Below are 19,615 nucleotides of genomic sequence, written 5' to 3' on the forward strand. Positions count from 1 at the left end.
GACGCCAAGCCTCGCTGGCGGGAGCGTCCGCGGCCATCGCTTTGGTCGGCCAGCCGCAACGCTCTGATCCCTCCGATCTTTGCGGGAGTCTCATGGTGGGCCGCTGGCGGCTACGCGCTCAATGCCCTCGCGGGCACGCACTACCTTCAAGCCCACCTCTCCCGCTGGCGATCGGCCGGGTGGTGCGTCGGCTGCCTTGCTGTTGCCGTGCTGATGACCTGGCTCGTTATTGCCTGGTTGCGCCGACCCGTGCAGAAGTGACCTGGCGTCGGACCGGCACGGGTTCCCTTGGCGCCGGCGGCAAACGCCCGAATCTGCCGCGAATCTGCGGCTATGAAGGCGCAGTGCGTTAGCCATCTGCATGATGTTCGGCATGAGTGAGATAACGCTGACCGGCGCCCAGGCCGACCGCACGTTGGCGCTGTGCGCAGGAATCCGGTCGCGTCCCGGGATGTGGATCGCCGACTTTGACTGGGTCACGGCCGACGCGTTCTGGTCCGGCCACCTCCACGCAATCCACGAGGAGGCCGTAGGCGACTTCAGGACATGGGGCCTGGCACATCTCGGGACACCCGAGTCCAATACCGATCCAGTCTTCCAGCTCAAGCGGCTTTACGGGCTGCCCGCAGACGACGCTCGCGAAGCGTCCTTCACACGGGACCGCGCGAGCGAAATCTCTGGCCTCATCGAGGCCTGGGTCGGCGCACGCCGAGCGTAAGAGTCAGGGATGTATCCGGATCTGCCGCAACTAACGTGGCCGTTAGCGTCGCTCTGCTTCCGCTCCTCGGCCAGCGTCGAGCGCAACAATCTGTGTCGTATGGACCGGATCCCAAGTAGCCGGATCTGCCGCAGCGAACCCGCTATCGTGAGAGCGCCGTCGTTGCAGCGTCGAGTGTCGACCCGCCGTGGCGACTGACTTCGACGGATCGGGCAACGACCTCGATCAGGCACTCCTTGAGTGGCGCGATGTAATGCTCCAGAAGGTCGTATCGCCCTGGATCGTGCCTCGAATGGACAGCGTTCTGTGCTGCGAGGGCGTGAATTCGAGAGCTGTCCTGAACCAACCCGAGCCACAGGACGGCTCTTAGGCCGGCATCCCACAGCGGGTGCCCGGCGAGCGCTTCGTCATTGGGTGCCCCGAACGTTGAGTAGGCGACGCCACGCCAGAGGAGGACCACGTTTCGTTCATCGGAATCGCTCGGGTGCGCGGCAACCGCGAGCGCCGTCACACCAAAATCGTTGCTGACCATTACGGCGTCGGGCACGTTGGGGTGCCATTCGATGTTAATGCCACTCGCAACCACCCGCTCGCCCACAGCATCGACCGTAGCGAATAGATGTACAGGTGTCCTGTTCTGCCGCGATTGGGCGGCTAGTGCGGCCAATCTCCGGTCACATGAAAGGCATCCCGATCGGCCTTCCAGGCGTCGTCTGCAGGGCCTTCCTTCGGCCGTCTCAACTCGCTCCCGTGTAGGTATCCTGCGATCCAGTACTTCGCCTCGATTGACGACTCAGTTACCTCGCACATCGAAACCGCGAAGTTCAGGTCGCCGTGGGGGCAGTAGGCATGCATGCGCCCACGGAATGTGTGCGGATTGCCAAAGAGGTAGTCAGGCGACTCGCATTCGGAGGTGCGAATCCATAGCCGGTGGTCAACGCCCGGCGGCAGCTCCACCTGTTCATCACTCACGTGGATATCCTCCGGCACTCGGCCGAGCGGCGCACTCATCTGCCGCGACCCTGTCGAGATCCGGACGTCCGAATCGGCTGGGTGAGTCCAGCGAATCAACCTTGTCGCCCATGGCGCACTACGCCTGTAGGCCGCATCATGGTTCTGGCCCACGGAGATGAGGAACACCATGTCGTCAACAGCGTTCTTTGCCTTGCTCGGAATCTGCCTCGTGCCGGTGATGGTGTTGGCGGCGATCCAGATCCCGGCCCAGCGACGACGGGAAGCCGAGGCTCAGGCGGACGCCGAACGCATCTTTGCCGGCGATCCTGCTGGCTTGGCTCTATGGCGGCAGCAGCGCAGCGCAATGCAGCAAGCCGACCGAAATACGCGCCGCATTCAGGCAAGCATCACTCAGAACACGTTGGCGCTTCAGCAGCAGGCCCAGCAACAACAGCAGATCGCCTTGCAACAGCAAATGATCCAACAACAGATCACCCAGCAGCAGATCAACAACCTCGGCAATAACCACTAGCTCGCGCCAAAGCTCTGCGCGTGTGTCGAGATCCACACGTCCGGATCTGCCGCCAACCGTGCAAGAGTCTGTCGAGATAAGGGCGTCGCCTGGGGTTCGTCCTGACTCCGAATAGGGTGCGGTCATGAAACTTACGCCTGCCCGGCGGCGAGATCTGATCGGCATCTTGGCCGGTCTGGCCATCAGCGTGCCGGCTGGAGTCCTTTATTTCAGGACACATGAATACGGCTGGAGTCGGCAGGCATCCGCCATCGCCGAGGCAGCCTTCGTGTTCCTCTTCGTAAACGCGTTCGTCATCCGCGCCCTGTGTCGCCGCGCCCGAGAGAAGGCAGCGAACCCCGAACTGATCGATGTCGACGTGTCCGACTCGAGGGTTCTGAACTGTTCTGCTCAGCAGGCGTGGGCGGTCTTGCATGATCCGACCTTCGCCTCGGCGGCCGACGACTCCGTTACCGACACGATGCGGATGCCTTCCACCCCCGTTGGTCCCGGCGAGGTGCAGGTCTTCCTCAAACGCGTTGAATCGACCCTTTCGATCTCAGCGGTAGAAGTCATTGAGTATGACCCGGGCCAGTTCGCCCGGACGCGACCACTGGTGCTTCACAAATGGGCCACAGAGCAGTGGACGGACTACCGCGTTGAGCCTGTCGACGCCGATTCCTGCCGGGTGACGATCGGCGAACACTTCAAGTTCCGAGCGGTCCCCTCACGCGAAACCCGAAAGATGATCGAAAAGGAAGCGGAGACGCACCGTTCTCATTGCCGCCACAACGTGGAGCGCCTGGCTCGATCCCTCAACGACGGGCCGTGAAGGCCAGCGCCGCCCCTGCGAGCGGGCCGGCCGTAGCCTTCGCGTCTCCCGTGAGCACCGCTTCTGGGTTGCTCAAACGACTGATCTGCCGCGAGTCGGGCCGAGATCACCGCGTTTGCCAGCCACTATCGTCGCGATCATGGCCACCGAGATCTTCAGGACAAATTGGCGGGGTTGGGCCAGCTCTTCTGAGGGCTACGCGGTGCGCATTGTCGGACGAAACGATCTCCAGTACCGAGACGAGTCTGGGATCCACCACATCTTCATCGAGCCGATGACCAAGTGGACCGAGATCGTTGTCGACACAGAAGCGATCCCCCGCAGTCCGCTGCTACCCGAGGGAGAACTACTCAACCGGCTGCGTCGCGTCTTCGCCTTCCGAGGATGGACGCTGATCGAGTCTGGTGGCTAGCGCACTGACTTGCCGCGCGGAGGACATCTGGAGCAGAAGGGCGAACCATCACACAGACGCCGGCGCACGCTGGGAACCAACGCAACCGTGGTCGCGTCTACATGTGGAAGAACGGAGTGAACGATGCGCATCAGAATCGCCGCGGTCATGACTGCTGTGTCGCTGACCGGCTGTTCCGCCGCGACGCCTGCGGGAACACCGACCGTTCAGGAATCGCCGTCCACCGCAGATTCCGCCGCCCCGGATCTCCGCGCTGACGCTGCACGTGTCCTAGCCCAGGACCAGCACAGCGAAGAGGTTGCCCAGCACGAAGCGACCCGGCTCCTGGCATCGATGCCGCAACCGGCAGGGAGCCACCGTGTCCCCGGCTCCAAGGTCCCGCCCCTTGTTCAGTCCACGATCACGCTGAGCGGGCTCGACCGATCGGAGACGGCAACCGGGTTCTGGCTGGTCCCGGCCACTACCACGCATTCGTTGGCGGACTGGTACACGCTCAACCCGCCAGCCGGGATGACCTCCGACCCACACGCCATCGGGGGCAGCATGAACAGCGACAGGAGCCAGTCCGACGATGTCTTCTACTCCGGCGCAGCGACCAGCAGCGCGCGCGATTCGGCGGCCATCATCGAAGTCGCGCCAGTCGGCGCGCAGATGGGCGTACGCATCACCGTCCTGAGTTCATGGCGGCCCGCGCGGCCGGCGGCGTCGTACACCCCGAGCGACGTTGCAGCTGTCCGGATCGAGGCCCTACGCGATGCGCACAAGCACATCGTCACCGTCGCGGTCACCGACCCCGCCGCCATTGCCCAACTGCGGCACGCGTACGACGCCTTGTCCGGGACCCATGCGCTCGGGCACAGCTGCCCGGTGCAACTGCATCCGACCGAGTATCAGGTGACCTTCATCAGCCGCACCCGCCAGGTCGTGGCGACGATGTCCCCGTCCTGTGAGCCCGTCTGGACGGTCGCAGCCAACGGGACCGCGCTTGAACCCGCACTTCGTGACGCGGCCGAGTTCAGCACCCTCGTCAGCAAGCTCACAGGCACGCCCGCTTCGTGAGGCCCCGACGTCGGATCAAGCCTCGCGCTGGTGCTAGGACGTCACCTGGACCTGGCCCGCGAAGCAACCTGCCAAGCGACGATCACAGCAACCCCGAACGCACAGGCTGCGGCCACACCGTTCACCGCGAGATGGAACGCCAGGTTCACCAAGCCGCCGGATGACTGGGTGACGGTCGCGGCAACTGCCACGGCTCCTGCCAACGCAAGGACCCACGGTGCGACGTCCCCACGCAACACCCGCGGCGAGCTGGCACCCGCCGACTGACGAGCGATGTGCACCACCAGCCACACCAACACGACAGCGAGACCGACGACATCGGAAACCGCCTGTGCCCAGGTCGTCCCGGCAACACCTCCGTGCATCTCGCCGATCCAACGAATGTGGCTCGCACCCCACGCATCCGGATGGACCAACTCGTCCCACAGGAGATGGATCGCCGATCCGACGACGGCGCCCAGCGGCATCAGCAACCAACCGCGTCGGCTGATCGTGACGGTCGGCGCCAACCGTCGCCGTACGAAGTCCGGCGACAGGTCGACCAGCGGAGACCGGAGCCACGCGAACCACACTGCGACCGCGGCCACAGCAACCACCCAGTCAAGAAGGAAGACACCGGCCCAGCTGTGCGTGAAGTGGTACGCACCCCAGGCCCCGATAAAGACCGGCCAGTCCGGCGACATCGACCCCGCAACGAGCGCCGACATCGGCACGCCGAGCCATCGCAAGGGCAGGACGGCAGCGGGGTGGCTGAGGGTGAACGGCACCGGCCCATGGTGCCACCAGCCGACGGCGTCTGCCCGGCCTTCCGCACGTCCGCGTACCTGTCGATACACCGAAGTCAGCCTGAGCCCACAGGCTGAAGCGTGCGCGACCGCTGCACTGTCCACTTCGGTGTACCTGTGGGTACGCGCGGCCGGCCTACAGCAGCGCGGCAGCACGCTCACGCGTCCAGCGCGCTCGCGTCCACCTCGTACGCGCCCGCCACGATGAACTCCTTGCGCGGCGCGACGTCGTTGCCCATCAACAGTTCGAAGACCTGCGCCGCCGCCTCAACGTCGTCGACCGTGAGTCGGCGCAGTGTCCGGTGGCGCGGGTCCATGGTGGTCTCGGCCAACTGGTCAGCGTCCATCTCGCCGAGACCCTTGTAGCGCTGCACCGGGTCCTTCCAGTTCACGTTGCGCTTCTTCAGATCGGCCAACGTCCGCTGCAACTGGTCGTCGGAGTAGGTGTAGACGTACTTGTCCATCCCCTTCTTGGGGTTGGACAACTCGATCCGGTGCAGCGGTGGCACGGCGCTGTAGACCCGGCCGGCCTTGACCATCTCGGGCATGTATTTGAAGAACAGCGTCGCCAGCAGCGTACGAATGTGGGCGCCGTCGGAGTCGGCGTCAGCCATGAAGATGATCCGGCCGTAGCGGGCCGCGTCGAGGTCGAACGTACGCCCCGATCCGGCACCGACCACCTGGATGATCGAGGCGCACTCGGTGTTCTTCAACATGTCGCCGACCGAGGCCTTCTGGACGTTGAGGATCTTGCCGCGGATGGGCAGGAGGGCCTGGAACTCCGAGTTGCGTGCCATCTTCGCGGTGCCGAGCGCCGAGTCACCCTCGACGATGAAGAGTTCGGTGCGCTCGTTGTCGTTGGCACGACAATCGGCGAGCTTCGCCGGCAGCGAGGACGACTCGAGCGCATTCTTGCGCCGCTGGGTCTCCTTCTGCTGACGCAGGGTGAGCCGGGTCCTGGCCGCGCCGTACACCTTGTCCATCACCAACTTGGCCTGCGCCTTCTCGGCGGCCTTGGTGGAGGTGAGGAACTTCTTCAGTTCGGCGGCGACGACCTTGCGCACGACCGTACGCGCCGCCGGCGTGCCGAGGATCTCCTTGGTCTGACCCTCGAACTGCGGTTCCGCCAGACGTACGGTCACCACGGCCGTGAGGCCCTCGAGGACGTCGTCCTTGATCACGTCGTCGTCGTTGGCCTTGAGTACGCGGCTCGCCTTCATGCAGTCGTTGAATGTACGCGTCAGAGCACCCTCGAAGCCGCTCACGTGGGTGCCGCCCTTCGGGGTGGCGATCACGTTGACGAACGACTTGATCTCGGTGTCGTAGCCCATCCCCCACCGCAGGGCGACGTCGACGAACAGTTCGCGCTCGACGTCCTGCGGAGTCATGTGGCCCTGCTCGTCGAGCATCGGCACGGTCTCGGTGAACGTGTCGGAGCCCTGCAGGCGCAGGATCGAGGTGACCGGTTCGTCGTGGGTCAGGAAGTCGACGAACTCGGCGATGCCACCGTCGTGTTTGAAGCGCTCCTCCGTGGCTTCCGCGGAACGCTCGTCGCGGATGACGAGTTCCAGCCCCGGGACGATGAACGAGGTCTGCCGGGCACGGCCCACCAGACCGTCCAGGACGAAGTCGGCGTCCTTGGTGAAGATCTGCTTGTCCGGCCAGAACCGGATCAGCGTGCCGGTCTTCGCCTTCGCGACCCGGGCACCCTTGCGCGAGAGCCCCGATCCGGGCGTGAACCCAGCGGCCGGGCCTTCGCCGGCGAACACACCGGCGACGCCGCGCTTGAAGCTGATCCCCTGCCGCGCCGGCGAACGGTCGACATCGATGTCCATCCGGCTCGACAGCGCGTTCACCACCGACAGGCCCACACCGTGCAGACCACCGGTGGCAGCGTAGGAGGAGCCGCCGAACTTGCCACCGGCGTGCAGCTTGGTCGCCACGACCTCGACACCGGTCAGACCGGTCTTGGGTTCCTTGTCGATCGGGATGCCGCGACCGTCGTCGTACACCTCGACGGAGCCGTCCTTGTGCAGCGTCACCGACACGCTGTGCGCGGCACCGGCCAGGGCCTCGTCCACGCCGTTGTCGATGATCTCCCACAGGCAGTGCATCAGTCCGCGGGTGTCGGTCGAGCCGATGTACATGCCGGGACGCTTGCGTACGGCCTCCAGGCCCTCGAGAACCAGGAGGTGTGCTGCGTTGTACGTGTTGTCGCTGATGACTGCTCTCCAAACGTGCCGCAGCGCTGGTCAGACGTGCGCTGCAGGCCCGAACCTACCCGCGACACGCCGAACCTCCAGTGAGCGCCACGCACCGTCGAGCGTCATACAGTCGCAGGAACTGGCAGATGGCGAAGTGCAGAGAATGAGACTGCTACTTGCGAAACGTGTGGCGAGCACCACAGGCTCGTGGGAATCTTCTCCCTCAGGTCTACGTTGTCCAAGCGCAGCATGATCAGGAATGAGGCCAAGATGAGCACCGCAGCAGACCTTCGCACCCCGTCCGACCTCAACGACATCCCCGCGCTCAGCGCCCAGGACCGTTGTGACCGTTGTGGCGCCCAGGCGTACCTGCGCGTCGAGGTCTCGGCGGGCCTCGAGCTCTTCTTCTGCGCTCACCACGCTCGCGAGCACGGCGACAAGCTCAAGGAGATCGCGATCAGCTTCGTGGACGAAACCCACAAGCTGACGCCCTGACGTCCCAGCACCTCCTGGCGATCACGCTGGCGCTTGCGTCGGCGGCCGCATACGGAGCCTCTGACTTTCTCGGCGGCGTGCTGTCGTCGCGTACGAATCCGCGCATCATCGCAGTCGCAGGTCTGCTGTTCGGCGGACTCGTGGCCGGAGCGGGAGCGCTCGCTCACGGGGTCACCATCAACGGTGCAGCCTGGGCCTGGTCGGCCACAGCAGCGGTCGGTGATGCCATCGGCGTCGTCTTCCTCTATCGCGGGCTGAGCAGCGGTCGGATGTCCGTGGTCGCACCTCTCTCCGGGATCGGTGCCGCGGCACTGCCGGTGGTCGCCGGATTCATCGATGGCGAGCGGCCCGGCCTGTGGGCGGTTGTCGGCCTCGTCGCGGCCGTCCCGGCGATCCTTCTGGTGGCCCACGTACGCGACGCCAACGGCCCGAGCGGTTGGCTCGACGGTGTCATCGCAGGAGTCGGATTCGGACTCGGGTTCCTCGCGATCGCCCGACTGCCGCATGCCGCAGGTCTCGGTGGGCTGTCCATGACACAACTCGGTGCGGCCGCCCTGGTGGCTGTGACACTGATCGGAGCCGACCGAAGCAGGCTGCGGCTCCTGCGCCGTGAGCTGTCAGGCGCCGCGATCACCGGCCTGCTCGGCGGCGCCGCGTTCTACCTGTTCCAGCAGTCCAGTCATCGCGGATACCTGAGCGAAGCCGCCGTCCTCAGCGCGCTGTATCCGGCAGTGACCGTGCTCCTCGCCCTGATCGTCCTGCGCGAACGGGTGAGCAGCATCCAGGTCGCAGGGTTCGTCCTCTGCGCCGCCTCGATCGGGCTGATCGTCTCAGGCTGATCCCGGCATCCGCTGCTACGTTGCCGGTCATGGGCGCACACACGCATCACCACGCTGCCGGCACGATCGAGGTCGGACGGACCGCCCGCTTTGTCACCCTGGGACTGTTGATCGCGATCGGTCTCGCGACCGTCATCGGCGGGATCGTGCTGTGGCCCGACTCGGCCAAGGCGCCGAAGGTGTCGCATGCGGCTGCGATCGGAGCACCGGGCGTGACCTTCCCACACGGCACGGTGAAGTCGGTCCAGTCGGTCTGCCCGCTGACCGCAGTGCCCAACGGCACCGGTGGGACCACCATGGCGCCCGTCCCGTCCGCGAACTGCGGCAACATCACCGTCCTCCCCGATGGCTTGACCGCGCCGGTCACCATCAATGGCACGCCGCCTGAGGTTCTGCGAGCCGGGCTCAAGCCCGGTCAGCGGGTGCTCCTCATGAGGCAGCCGGGCGGCGGCGGGGTGCCCCCGTCGTACGCATTCCTCAACGTCGACCGACACGTCCCCTTGCTCTTCTTGGCGATCGCCTTCGCCATCATCGTGATCGCGGTCGCCTGGTGGCGTGGAGCCATGGCGCTGGTAGGCCTGTTCATCGGCGCGGCGGTCATCCTGAAATGGATGCTGCCGGCACTGCTGCAGGGCGAATCGGGGCTGTGGGTCGCTCTGGTGGGCGCCTCGGCCATCATGCTCGTGGTGCTCTACAGCACTCACGGAGTCAGCTTGCGGACCAGTGTCGCTCTGCTGGGAACTTTCGTGGGGATCGCGATCTCGGCGATCGCGAGTGTCTGGGCGATCCACGGTGGCCAACTGACCGGCATGCCCGATGAGACGGCCCAACTCCTGTCGTCCTTTGTCCCGAGTCTGAACCTGGCCGATGTCCTGACCTGCGGCATGGTCCTGGCCGGCCTCGGCGTACTCAATGACGTGACCGTGACCCAGGCCTCGGCTGTGTGGGAACTCCGCGAGGCCGGACCGAACCTGTCCCGGATGCGCATCTTCACCAGTGCGATGCGGATCGGACGCGATCACATCGCCTCCACCATCTACACGCTGGTGTTCGCGTATGGGAGCGCGTCCCTGGTCACCCTCACGCTGCTTCAGATCTACAGCCAGCCGATCGGAGACCTCGTCTCGACGGAGGCCATCGCGGAGGAGATCGTGCGTACGCTCGCCGCCGCGATCGGACTGGTCCTGGCCGTCCCGGTCACCACTGCGATCGCCGCCGCGATCGCCGGGCCAGCGCCCTCCCACGACACCGTGGCCTGATCCGGGACTATCGTCGGCGAGGTGACGAAGACCGCTGTCGAGATTGCCTCATCCGTACGCGCCGGAACCTCCTCGGCCCGAGCCGAGGCTGAGTCCGCACTGGAACGGATGGAGCGCTCGCAACCGCGGGTCAACGCCTGGCAGGTGATCCGTCGCGAGCGGGCGCTGGCGGAGGCGGATGGCGTTGACGCCCGGATCGATCGAGTGGCCCTGCCGCTGGCAGGCGTACCCATCGCGATCAAGGACAACATCCCGGTCAAGGGCGAACCGATGCGGGACGGTACCGAGGCGTCCGACCCTGCGCCCCAGGCGGCCGATCACGAGGTCGTACGCCGCCTCCGGGCTGCTGGAGCGGTCGTTGTCGGTCTCACCCGGGTGCCCGAGCTGTGCATCTGGGGCGCGACGGACTCGACGTTCGGCATCACCCACAACCCATGGGCGTTGGACCGTACGCCGGGTGGCTCATCGGGTGGGACCGCTGCTGCTGTGGCATCGGGCGACGTACCGATCGGGCACGGCAACGACGGCATGGGATCGATCCGGATCCCGGCTGCCTGCTGCGGTCTGGTGGGCTTGAAGCCCGGGCTCGGTGTCGTCCCCTCGGGCCTCGGACCGACGAGTTGGAACCAGATGGCGGAGAACGGACCGCTGGCCACCACAGTCGCTGACGCTGCGTTGATGTTCTCCGTCCTCGCTGACGATCCCACCTACGCGACGATCAGCGATCCAGGGCGCCTGCGGATCGCGACCTCGATCAAGCCCCCGGCCGCTGGGACACCCGTTGCCGCTGCTTGGCAGGAGGGCGTCCGGACCACCGCAGCCCTGCTCGTCGGCGACCACCATGTCGTCGACCGTGCTCCCCGCTACCCAGCGTCCTTGATGACCACGACGGCGCTGCAACTGTGGACCACGGGTGCCGCGGACGATGCCGATCTCCTTGCTGATCCCGATGCGCTCGAACGACGGAACCGGGTGCACGTCGGGATCGGTCGCGCACTGCGCAAGCGCGGATTTCCACACGCTGGCGGCCGCAACGCCTGGCGAGCTCGGGCGACCGAATTCTTCGGGGACGTCGACGTGCTGATCACCCCGACGTTGGCCCAACCGCCGATCAAGTCCCGTGCGTGGCACCAGACCTCGTGGGCGGCGACGTTGTGGGCCAACGCCCGGTACGCACCGTTCGCGGCACCGTGGAACATGATCGGATGGCCGGCGATGACCGTGCCGGCAGGGCTCGACGCCGGCGGTCGCCCGATCGGTGTCCAGCTGGTCGGACGACCCGGCTCGGAGCCGATGCTGCTCGGTCTGGCCGCGCAGATCGAGGAACGCCAGCCCTGGGTGCGTACGGCCAACGCTTGATAGAGCAAGCAGCAACGACGAAGGGCCCCGACCGGCGTGGTCGGGGCCCTTCGTCGTTGCTGCTCAGTCGAGGTAGTCGCGCAGGACCTGGCTGCGGCTCGGGTGGCGCAGCTTCGACATCGTCTTGGACTCGATCTGGCGGATGCGTTCACGCGTCACGCCGTAGACCTTGCCGATCTCGTCGAGGGTCTTCGGCTGACCGTCGGTGAGACCGAAGCGCATGCTCACCACGCCGGCCTCGCGCTCCGAGAGCGTGTCGAGGACCGCGTGCAGCTGCTCCTGGAGGAGCGTAAACGAGACGGCGTCCGCCGGCACGATGGCCTCGGAATCCTCGATCAGGTCGCCGAACTCGGAGTCGCCGTCCTCACCCAGCGGGGTGTGCAGCGAGATCGGCTCACGGCCGTACTTCTGGACCTCGATGACCTTTTCAGGGGTCATGTCGAGTTCCTTGGCCAACTCTTCGGGCGTGGGCTCACGACCGAGGTCCTGCAGCATCTGACGCTGGACGCGCGCCAGCTTGTTGATGACCTCGACCATGTGGACCGGGATGCGGATCGTACGAGCCTGGTCGGCCATGGCACGGGTGATGGCCTGACGGATCCACCAGGTGGCGTACGTGGAGAACTTGTATCCCTTGGTGTAGTCGAACTTCTCGACCGCGCGGATCAGACCGAGGTTGCCTTCCTGGATCAGGTCCAGGAAGAGCATGCCGCGGCCGGTGTAGCGCTTGGCGAGAGAGACGACGAGACGGAGGTTCGCCTCGAGAAGGTGGTTCTTCGCGCGGCGACCGTCCTCGGCGATCCACTCGAGCTCCTCGAGCGTCTTCGCCGCGATGCGACCGCCCTTGGCCAGCTTCTCGTCGGAGAAGAGGCCGGCCTCGATGCGCTTGGCGAGCTCGACCTCCATCTCGGCGTTGAGGAGCGAGACCTTGCCGATCTGCTTGAGGTAGTCCTTGACCGGGTCAGCGGTGGCACCGGCGACCATGACCTGCTGGATCGGCTCGTCGGCGTCATCGGCCGTCGAGATGACGAACGACTCCGACTCCTTCTCGTCCTCCTTGATGGAGGGGTCGGCCGCCACGTCCTGCTCGAACTGTGCGTCAGGAATGTCCGGGAGGATCTTCTTCCCGTTGGCGTCGAACTGGGCCGGAGCGACCTCGAGGGTCACTTCGGTGATGACCTCGTCGGTCTGCACGGCGGCAGCCGGCGCGGCCGCGACCTTCTTCGCAGCGGGCTTCTTCGCGGCGGTCTTGGCAGCGCTAGTGGGCACAAACACCTCTTACGAAAATCTCATTTGGGGCGCGGCCAAGCCCGGTGACGTCAAGAGCCGCTTGGACCAGTGTGCCACGTCGGCGCAACCGCCAATGCATCGGCACCCGCCGTCTCAGGCGCTGCGCTGCGACTACTTGGCAGCCTTGGCTGCGGCCTTCATTTCCTGCTTGTGTTCGCGCACCTTCGCAAGCGAGTCGGCGTCGACGACGTCGGCCACGGATCGGTAGCCGTCGAGCGCGTAGTCCCCCGCGACGGCCTCCCATCCGTCGGGTCGTACGCCGGCTTGCTTGGCCAGCAGAGCAACGAAGATCCTGGCCTTCTGCGCACCGAATCCAGGCAGCGCCTGCAGCCGCTTGAGGAGTTCTTTCCCGGTGGCAGCTTCGTTCCAGAGCCGGGTCACGTCGCCGTCGTACGTGGTCTCGATGATCTGCGCCAGCGCCTGCGCCTTGGCGGCCATCGATGCGGGGAACCGGTGGATCGCCGGGGTCTGGGACGCGATCGCCTTGAACTCCTCGGGATCCATCGCGGCGATCTTCGCGGTGTCGAGGTGGCCCAGGCGTCCCAGCAGCTTGTGACCGCCGCGGAAGGCGTGCTCCATCCAGTACTGCTGGTCCAGCTGCATGCCCAGGATCACCGCGAACGGATAGTCGTTGAGAACCTTGTCGGCCTCGTCCAGGCCGGTCATCGAGTACGCCACCTCCCCATCCTCTCGCATTGCCTGTGGATAGCCAGATGACGATCCGCCGATTCCCCGCGATGCTGACGCCATGCCTGTCGCCGCCAGCCAATCCGAACCCCTCCTCGACCTCGGTCTGGTCGCTCCACTCCCCCTCGCGGTCCGATCAATGCTTCGCGCCGAGGTGTTCGAACACGCCCGGAGCGAGCGCCGTCGGCTGTTCCCTGCCCAACTGCACGTGGGAACCCCGGGAGGCCCAAGAGTGAGCACTCCGATCGCTGAGGCACCAGCCGACTTCGGTACCCGCGTGGACCTCGTGCACGCGATGGTCCGGCGGGCCGAGGCAGGCGGGGTGTCCACCCCCACGTGCGTCCCGTGGGTCTGGCTCACCCGCAGCGGCCCGGCGACGGTGGACGACCTCGACCTGACGGTCCTCGCACCGACCATGCACGCCTTTGCCGAAGCCGATCAGCCGTTGTCGTACGTGGTGATCACCCGACGCGGCTGGCATGACCCGCGCAGCGGACTCCAACGAACCTGGGTCCGTGTCCGTACCGCCCCGAGCGACCCGGCAACTGCCCTCACGCCGCACCGATGACCGGCGGCGGAACTGCCTTGCTCAGCGCCGTCGCCAGCAACCGGCCCAGGCGATGCTCCGGCTCGGCCTCGAAACACCGGTCGAGCGCACACCAGGCAATCGCGCCCTGACCGCAGAGCCACGCCGCGTACGCCAGGAAAGCGGCCGGTGCAGCGACCGCCTCATCGGGGCACCGGCGTACGACGGCCGACCAGAACTCGACCGTCTCGCGTGGATGCCTGCCGTGCAACTGCCGCCAGACCAGCTCACCCGCAGCTGGCGTCGGGACGCTGAGGAGGAAACTCGCCCAGCCCTCGGGCTCCATCTCGAGATCGAGCATCTCCTCCAGGACGATCGAGACCTCCGACGGCGCCATGGGTTCGACGACCTGCAACAGCGAGCCGACGAGGGCTGCCGCGTCCGGATCCCGACTCAGGCTGTCCGCCACCTCGTCCCGCGAGCCGCGGGTGACGAAGCCCTCCAGGACCGCCTCGGCGCGGAACGGGTGCTCGAACGCGTCGAACGCCAGGCCCGAACGCGGAATGTCAGGTCGCTGCTCGAACGGCCACAACCTGCCGTCATGGACCCGGAACGCCTCCAGCACCTCAATGCCGTGCGAGCCGAAGGCGCTGTCGGCGCACCGGAGCGCAGCGCCAGCGACCCGCGGTCGCGAGGAGTAGACGATGAGCGCGATCGAGTCCACACGAAGTCTGACTGCAGGGGCGAGCAGGGTCTCGATCGCCTCGGGGAGATGTCGGGTCGGCGGCAGATCCATCCGCGCGTGAAAGGGCCGCGGTCCGCCGAAGGTCAACATCACCAACGACTCCTCCGGCTGGAACCCCAGGACGATCGGGACGACAGCGGCGAGGTCGACGGGATGACGGGCGACGAAAGTGGTGTTCATGGGCTGAGCCTCGGAGCGAGCACCGACGCACGCCGGAGATGCGCAAACCGCCTGTGGGCAACCGGCCGTACGGCGTCCCCTGTGGAGAAGAAGTGGTCGGTGGAGGCCGATAGGTTGCGGACATGAGGTCAGAGGCGTCGGTGATGCATCTGGACCTCGACGCGTTCTACGCCAGCGTCGAGCAGCGTGACAAGCCGTCCCTGCGCGGCAAGGCCGTGATCGTCGGCGGGACCGGCAATCGCGGCGTCGTCTCGACCGCCAGCTACGAGGCTCGGGTCTTCGGGGTCCGCTCGGCGATGAGCATCCGCGAGGCCCGTGCTCGCTGCCCACACGCCGCCTTCCTGGTCCCGCGGTTCCGGGCGTACCAGGAAGCCAGCCGCGCCGTCATGAAGGTCCTCGCTGAGGTGAGCGAGACCTACGAACCCCTGAGCCTCGACGAAGCCTTCGTCGACCTCGCCGATGCGAACCTGCCGGATCTGAACGTTCCGACCGTGACTGCCGTCGCCGAGGACGTACGCGCCGCCGTGCGTGAGGCCACCGGCGGCCTCACCGCGAGCGTCGGACTCGCGAGCAGCAAGTTCCTGGCCAAGATCGCCAGCGACATGCGCAAACCCGACGGGCTGATGGTGATCGAACCCGGGACCGAGCAGGAGCTGCTCCGACCACTTCCAGTGGGCGTCATTCCCGGGATCGGCCCCGCGACGCGTCAGCGACTCAGCCGCGTCGGCATCCACACCGTCGCCGACCTCGAACTGATGTCGGAGGACGAGTTGGTCAGCGTCCTCGGTGCCTCGCAGGGACAGGGCCTGTACCGCCTTGCGCGGGCAGAGGACGACCGTCGGGTGCATGCGAGCAGGGAAGCCAAGTCGGTGAGCGTCGAGGGTACGTACGACACAGACATCGCCGACCGGACCCTGCTGCGGCAGTTGCTGTCCCGACAGGCCGGCGAGGTCGCTCGACGCCTGCAGAAGCACGGCCTCAGCGGACGCACGATCTCGATCAAGGTGCGTCAGTACGACTTCACCACGGTCTCCCGGTCAGCCACCCTGCCCGAACCCACCGACGCCGTCGGCGTGATCACCCGGCTCGCGCAGGCGCTGCTGGAGGAGGTCGACACAGACGGCGGCGTACGCCTCCTCGGTGTCGGCGTCTCCGGCCTGGCCGACTGGGTCCAGGAGGACCTGTTCGGCTCCGAACCGGAGGACGAGCCGGAAGTCGACACCACCGCGTTCGTCCGTCGCAGCAGCGGATGGCATCCCGGACAGGACGTCATCCACAGCGAGTACGGGCCCGGCTGGGTCTGGGGAAGCGGGCGGGGCGTGGTGACGGTGCGCTTCGAAACAGCCCTGACCGGCCCTGGTCCGGTGCACTCATTCAAGGCCGAGGACGCGGCCCTGAGCCGCCCCGATGAGTCTTCTTCATAAGAATCCGCTGTCAACGGCGCTTTCGGGAAACTTCTGGGCCGGCTCGTGCGTCAACACGGGTAAGAGGCGGGAATCGGAGTCCCACCTCAACCGTTGAACACGATGCAGGGTCAAGCCTGCGGGCTGAGGAGGTTTGGCGATGGTTGCCAGGGTTCGTACGCGTGAGATCGAAGGCCGCGACAGCGTCGGTCTATACCTTGACGAGATTGCTCGCACCGAGCTGCTCACCGCCGCTGACGAGGTTCAGCTGGCGCAGCGGATCGAGGCAGGCATGCTCGCCGGTCAGTGGCTCGCGGCCAACAGGACCGGCCGCAAGAACCCCATCAACGCCTCTCTCGCTGAGCTCGAATGGCTCGCGAAGGACGGGCAGGAAGCCATCGAGCGCTTCACCAACGCGAACCTGCGTCTGGTCGTCTCGATCGCACGCAAGTACGGCCGGTCCTCGATGCCGATGCTCGACCTGATCCAGGAAGGCAACACGGGCCTGATCCGCGCGGTCGAGAAGTTCGACTACACCAAGGGCTACAAGTTCTCGACGTACGCGACCTGGTGGGTCCGTCAGGCCATCACCCGCGGCATCGCCCAGCAGGCCCGCGTCGTACGTCTCCCGGTGCACGTGGTCGAGGAGCTCAACCAGATCGGTGGCGCCCGGCGTACGCTCGAACGCCAGCTGGGTCGTGACCCCGACCCGGCGGAGATCGCCGCCGAACTCGACCTGTCGCTGGAGCGCGTACTGGACCTGATGGCCTGGGGACGCGATCACGTCAGCCTGGACACACCTGTCGACGAGGACGGCGACACCTCCCTCGGTGATCTGATGGCCCAGACCGAGGAGAACGGTCCGGACGACGAAGTCATCGATGTCGAGGCGCAGCGCCGACTCCTGGACCTCATCGACCAACTCGATGCGCGGGCGGCCGACATCGTCCGGGCGCGATACGGCCTGGCCGACGGACGCCAGCACAAGCTGGCCGACATCGCCGCCAAGCACGGCATCAGCGCCGAGCGCGTACGCCAGCTCGAACGCGAGGCGATCGCGAAGCTGCGTCGGATCGCCGACCCCGACCTGGCTGCCTAACTCCCCCGCTGCAGCACGTCGCCGAAGACCTCCGCCACCCGAAGGCGGAGGTCTTCGCGCGTTCCGGTGTTCTCGATGACGTACGTCGCCGCAGCCCGGCGGGCATCACGAGTGGCCTGGGCCGCGATCCGCGCCCGCGAATCGTCCTCGGCCCAGCCACGGTCACGAAGCATCCGCTCGACCTGGACGTCCTCCGGCACATCCACCACGATCACCGCGTCGAACAACTCGGCCTGACCGGTCTCGACGAGCAACGGGATGTCGTGGACCACGACAGCACCGGGCCCAGCCTCTCGGGCCAACTCCGCGCTCCGCGCACCGACCAGCGGGTGGATGATCGCCTCGAGCGCACGCCGTTTGCTCTCGTCCGCGAACACGATCGCGCCGACGGCCGGGCGATCCATCTCACCCGCCTCGGTCAGGACGCCGGGACCGAAGACATCGACGACCTGTGCGAGTCCTGGTGTCCCTTTGGCGACGACGTCGCGAGCCAGTTGGTCGGCATCGATGACGATCGCGCCCAGTTCACGAAGCATCGCCGAGACCGTGCTCTTGCCTGAGGCGATCCCGCCGGTGAGTCCCACACGCATGGCGCCACCCTATGGGAGTAGGCCGGACAGTCGGGCCGGACGCCAGGGTGGACCGATGTTGCACGTGGGGCACCTGCCGCCCGCTCGGACGGCACATCCGAAACATCGGTCCACCCCCGCGTACAGGAACGCCAAAGGCGGCCACCCCGAAAGGGTGACCGCCTCTGAGCGAATCAGTTCAGCAGAAGCCGAGCGTCAGTTGGCGCCCGTGAGCTTCTCGCGCAGCGCCTGCAGCGCCTCGTCCGAAGCGAGCGAGCCGCCCTGCTGCTCGTCGGAACCGGCCGACGAGTACGAGGTCGCCTCGGCGGCAGCCGCCTCGGCAGCCTTGGCCTCGGCCTGCTGCTTGACGTGCGCCTCCCAGCGAGCGTGCGCCTCGGCGTACTGCTGCTCCCACGCGGTGCGCTGCGTCTCGAAGCCGGCCATCCACTCGCCGGTCTCCGGGTCGAAGCCCTCCGGGTAGATGTAGTTGCCCTGGTCGTCGTACGTGGCAGCCATGCCGTAGAGGGTCGGGTCGAACTCCTCGACGTCACCGGCGGTGGCCGTGTCGTTGGCCTGCTTGAGCGACAGCGAGATGCGGCGACGCTCGAGGTCGACGTCGATGATCTTGACCATCACGTCGTCGTTGACCTGGACAACCTGCTCCGGGATCTCGACGTGGCGCTCGGCCAGCTCCGAGATGTGCACCAGGCCCTCGATGCCCTCCTCGACGCGTACGAACGCACCGAACGGAACGAGCTTGGTGACCTTGCCGGGCACGATCTGGCCGAGCTGGTGCGTCCGGGCGAAGTGCTGCCACGGGTCTTCCTGCGTCGACTTCAGCGACAGCGAGACACGCTCGCGGTCGAAGTCCACGTCGAGAACCTCGACGGTGACCTCGTCGCCGACGGTGACGACCTCGGACGGGTGGTCGATGTGCTTCCAGGACAGCTCCGACACGTGGACGAGACCGTCGACGCCGCCGAGGTCCACGAACGCACCGAAGTTGACGATCGAGGACACGACACCCTTGCGGATCTGGCCCTTCTGGAGCTGGTTGAGGAAGCTGTGGCGGACCTCGGACTGGGTCTGCTCAAGCCACGCGCGACGCGACAGGACCACGTTGTTGCGGTTCTTGTCGAGCTCGATGATCTTCGCCTCGAGGGTCATGCCCACGTACGGCTGCAGGTCGCGGACGCGACGCATCTCCACCAGCGAGGCGGGGAGGAAGCCACGGAGGCCGATGTCCACGATGAGGCCGCCCTTGACGACCTCGATGACGGTGCCCTCGACGACACCATCCTCTTCCTTGAGCTTCTCGATCGTGCCCCAGGCCCGCTCGTACTGAGCGCGCTTCTTGGACAGGATGAGGCGACCCTCCTTGTCCTCCTTCTGGAGAACGAGAGCCTCGACGATGTCACCGACGGTGACGACCTCGTTGGGGTCGACGTCGTGCTTGATCGAGAGCTCGCGGGACGGGATGACGCCCTCGGTCTTGTAACCGATGTCGAGGAGAACCTCGTCACGGTCGACCTTGACGATGATGCCCTCGACGAGGTCACCATCGTTGAAGTACTTGATGGTGGCGTCGATCGCATCGAGGAAGTCCTGCTCGGAACCGATGTCGTTGACTGCAACCTGCGGAGCGTCGTAATCGGGAGCCAGGGAGATGGTGGTCATATGTAAGGGAGA

At 66.3% G+C, this 19,615-nt stretch carries 21 protein-coding genes; 12 read left to right on the forward strand and 9 right to left on the reverse strand.

The window, feature by feature from the left end:
* Positions 1-361 precede the first annotated feature (361 nt).
* Positions 362-718: a hypothetical protein gene (locus tag KCTC_RS02540; RefSeq protein WP_125566470.1), complete on the forward strand. Its 357-nt coding sequence runs from the start codon at positions 362-364 to the stop codon at positions 716-718.
* Positions 719-860: 142 nt separating this feature from the next.
* On the opposite strand, the gene KCTC_RS02545 is transcribed toward KCTC_RS02540, so the two are convergent.
* Positions 861-1,316 (reverse strand): hypothetical protein, encoded by a 456-nt coding sequence (locus KCTC_RS02545; RefSeq protein WP_125566472.1) that lies wholly within the window; start codon positions 1,314-1,316, stop codon positions 861-863.
* A 56-nt stretch (positions 1,317-1,372) separates the two neighbouring features.
* Positions 1,373-1,690, reverse strand: a complete 318-nt coding sequence (locus KCTC_RS02550; protein WP_125566474.1) for a hypothetical protein — start codon at positions 1,688-1,690, stop codon at positions 1,373-1,375.
* A gap of 169 nt (positions 1,691-1,859) precedes the next feature.
* Here KCTC_RS02550 and KCTC_RS02555 point away from each other — a divergent pair, with 169 nt between their 5' ends.
* The 4 genes from KCTC_RS02555 to KCTC_RS02570 all read left to right on the forward strand — a co-directional run bounded on the left by KCTC_RS02555 (position 1,860) and on the right by KCTC_RS02570 (position 4,486).
* Positions 1,860-2,204 (forward strand): hypothetical protein, encoded by a 345-nt coding sequence (locus KCTC_RS02555; RefSeq protein ID WP_125566476.1) that lies wholly within the window; start codon positions 1,860-1,862, stop codon positions 2,202-2,204.
* 124 nt (positions 2,205-2,328) lie between these two features.
* The gene (locus KCTC_RS02560) at positions 2,329-3,015 is read left to right on the forward strand and encodes an SRPBCC family protein (RefSeq protein WP_125566478.1); all 687 of its coding nucleotides are present in this window, start codon (positions 2,329-2,331) and stop codon (positions 3,013-3,015) included.
* A gap of 139 nt (positions 3,016-3,154) precedes the next feature.
* Positions 3,155-3,427: a hypothetical protein gene (locus KCTC_RS02565; protein WP_125566480.1), complete on the forward strand. Its 273-nt coding sequence runs from the start codon at positions 3,155-3,157 to the stop codon at positions 3,425-3,427.
* Between the two features lie 147 nt (positions 3,428-3,574).
* Entirely contained in the window at positions 3,575-4,486 is a 912-nt protein-coding gene (locus KCTC_RS02570; RefSeq protein ID WP_125566482.1) for a hypothetical protein, read from the forward strand.
* 41 nt (positions 4,487-4,527) lie between these two features.
* Here KCTC_RS02570 and KCTC_RS02575 read toward each other — a convergent pair whose 3' ends face one another.
* Positions 4,528-5,253, reverse strand: a complete 726-nt coding sequence (locus KCTC_RS02575; RefSeq protein WP_164512444.1) for a DUF4184 family protein — start codon at positions 5,251-5,253, stop codon at positions 4,528-4,530.
* A 176-nt stretch (positions 5,254-5,429) separates the two neighbouring features.
* Entirely contained in the window at positions 5,430-7,517 is a 2,088-nt protein-coding gene (locus KCTC_RS02580) for a DNA gyrase/topoisomerase IV subunit B (RefSeq protein ID WP_125566486.1), read from the reverse strand.
* Positions 7,518-7,745: 228 nt separating this feature from the next.
* Between KCTC_RS02580 and KCTC_RS14980 the strand changes: the two genes are divergently transcribed.
* Genes KCTC_RS14980 through KCTC_RS02600 form a run of 4 tightly spaced genes read left to right on the forward strand, consistent with a single transcriptional unit; the run spans position 7,746 to position 11,427 of the window.
* Complete coding sequence (locus KCTC_RS14980) at positions 7,746-7,970, forward strand: DUF7455 domain-containing protein (protein ID WP_125566488.1); 225 nt, start codon at positions 7,746-7,748, stop codon at positions 7,968-7,970.
* A 26-nt stretch (positions 7,971-7,996) separates the two neighbouring features.
* The gene (locus KCTC_RS02590) at positions 7,997-8,809 is read left to right on the forward strand and encodes a DMT family transporter (RefSeq protein ID WP_231998880.1); all 813 of its coding nucleotides are present in this window, start codon (positions 7,997-7,999) and stop codon (positions 8,807-8,809) included.
* Positions 8,810-8,838: 29 nt separating this feature from the next.
* Positions 8,839-10,068, forward strand: coding sequence for a YibE/F family protein (locus tag KCTC_RS02595; protein ID WP_125566492.1), 1,230 nt, complete (start codon positions 8,839-8,841; stop codon positions 10,066-10,068).
* A 21-nt stretch (positions 10,069-10,089) separates the two neighbouring features.
* On the forward strand, positions 10,090-11,427 hold the full coding sequence (locus KCTC_RS02600) for an amidase (protein WP_197715233.1): 1,338 nt from the start codon (positions 10,090-10,092) through the stop codon (positions 11,425-11,427).
* A gap of 63 nt (positions 11,428-11,490) precedes the next feature.
* On the opposite strand, the gene KCTC_RS02605 is transcribed toward KCTC_RS02600, so the two are convergent.
* Together KCTC_RS02605 and KCTC_RS02610 are read right to left on the reverse strand one after the other, a co-directional pair.
* Entirely contained in the window at positions 11,491-12,696 is a 1,206-nt protein-coding gene (locus tag KCTC_RS02605; RefSeq protein ID WP_231998804.1) for an RNA polymerase sigma factor, read from the reverse strand.
* Positions 12,697-12,828: 132 nt separating this feature from the next.
* Entirely contained in the window at positions 12,829-13,395 is a 567-nt protein-coding gene (locus KCTC_RS02610) for an HhH-GPD-type base excision DNA repair protein (RefSeq protein ID WP_231998805.1), read from the reverse strand.
* 241 nt (positions 13,396-13,636) lie between these two features.
* Between KCTC_RS02610 and KCTC_RS02615 the strand changes: the two genes are divergently transcribed.
* Positions 13,637-13,972 carry a hypothetical protein gene (locus KCTC_RS02615; RefSeq protein ID WP_125566497.1) on the forward strand — a complete coding sequence of 112 codons (336 nt, stop codon included), beginning with the start codon at positions 13,637-13,639 and terminating at the stop codon, positions 13,970-13,972.
* Here KCTC_RS02615 and KCTC_RS02620 read toward each other — a convergent pair.
* Complete coding sequence (locus KCTC_RS02620) at positions 13,956-14,855, reverse strand: DUF4192 domain-containing protein (RefSeq protein WP_125566499.1); 900 nt, start codon at positions 14,853-14,855, stop codon at positions 13,956-13,958. The genes KCTC_RS02615 and KCTC_RS02620 overlap by 17 nt on opposite strands.
* Positions 14,856-14,977: 122 nt before the next feature.
* On the opposite strand from KCTC_RS02620, the gene KCTC_RS02625 reads away from it, so the two are divergent.
* Positions 14,978-16,279 carry a DNA polymerase IV gene (locus KCTC_RS02625; protein WP_125566501.1) on the forward strand — a complete coding sequence of 434 codons (1,302 nt, stop codon included), beginning with the start codon at positions 14,978-14,980 and terminating at the stop codon, positions 16,277-16,279.
* 139 nt (positions 16,280-16,418) lie between these two features.
* A complete protein-coding gene (locus tag KCTC_RS02630; RefSeq protein ID WP_408636100.1) occupies positions 16,419-17,357 on the forward strand; it encodes a sigma-70 family RNA polymerase sigma factor in 939 nt (312 codons plus the stop codon).
* On the opposite strand, the gene coaE is transcribed toward KCTC_RS02630, so the two are convergent.
* Positions 17,354-17,947 (reverse strand): dephospho-CoA kinase, encoded by a 594-nt coding sequence (gene coaE / locus KCTC_RS02635; RefSeq protein ID WP_125566505.1) that lies wholly within the window; start codon positions 17,945-17,947, stop codon positions 17,354-17,356. The genes KCTC_RS02630 and coaE overlap by 4 nt on opposite strands.
* A gap of 195 nt (positions 17,948-18,142) precedes the next feature.
* Complete coding sequence (rpsA, locus tag KCTC_RS02640) at positions 18,143-19,603, reverse strand: 30S ribosomal protein S1 (RefSeq protein ID WP_125566507.1); 1,461 nt, start codon at positions 19,601-19,603, stop codon at positions 18,143-18,145.
* Positions 19,604-19,615 lie beyond the last annotated feature (12 nt).

The organism is Nocardioides baekrokdamisoli (genome assembly GCF_003945325.1).
Lineage (GTDB): Bacteria > Actinomycetota > Actinomycetes > Propionibacteriales > Nocardioidaceae > Nocardioides > Nocardioides baekrokdamisoli.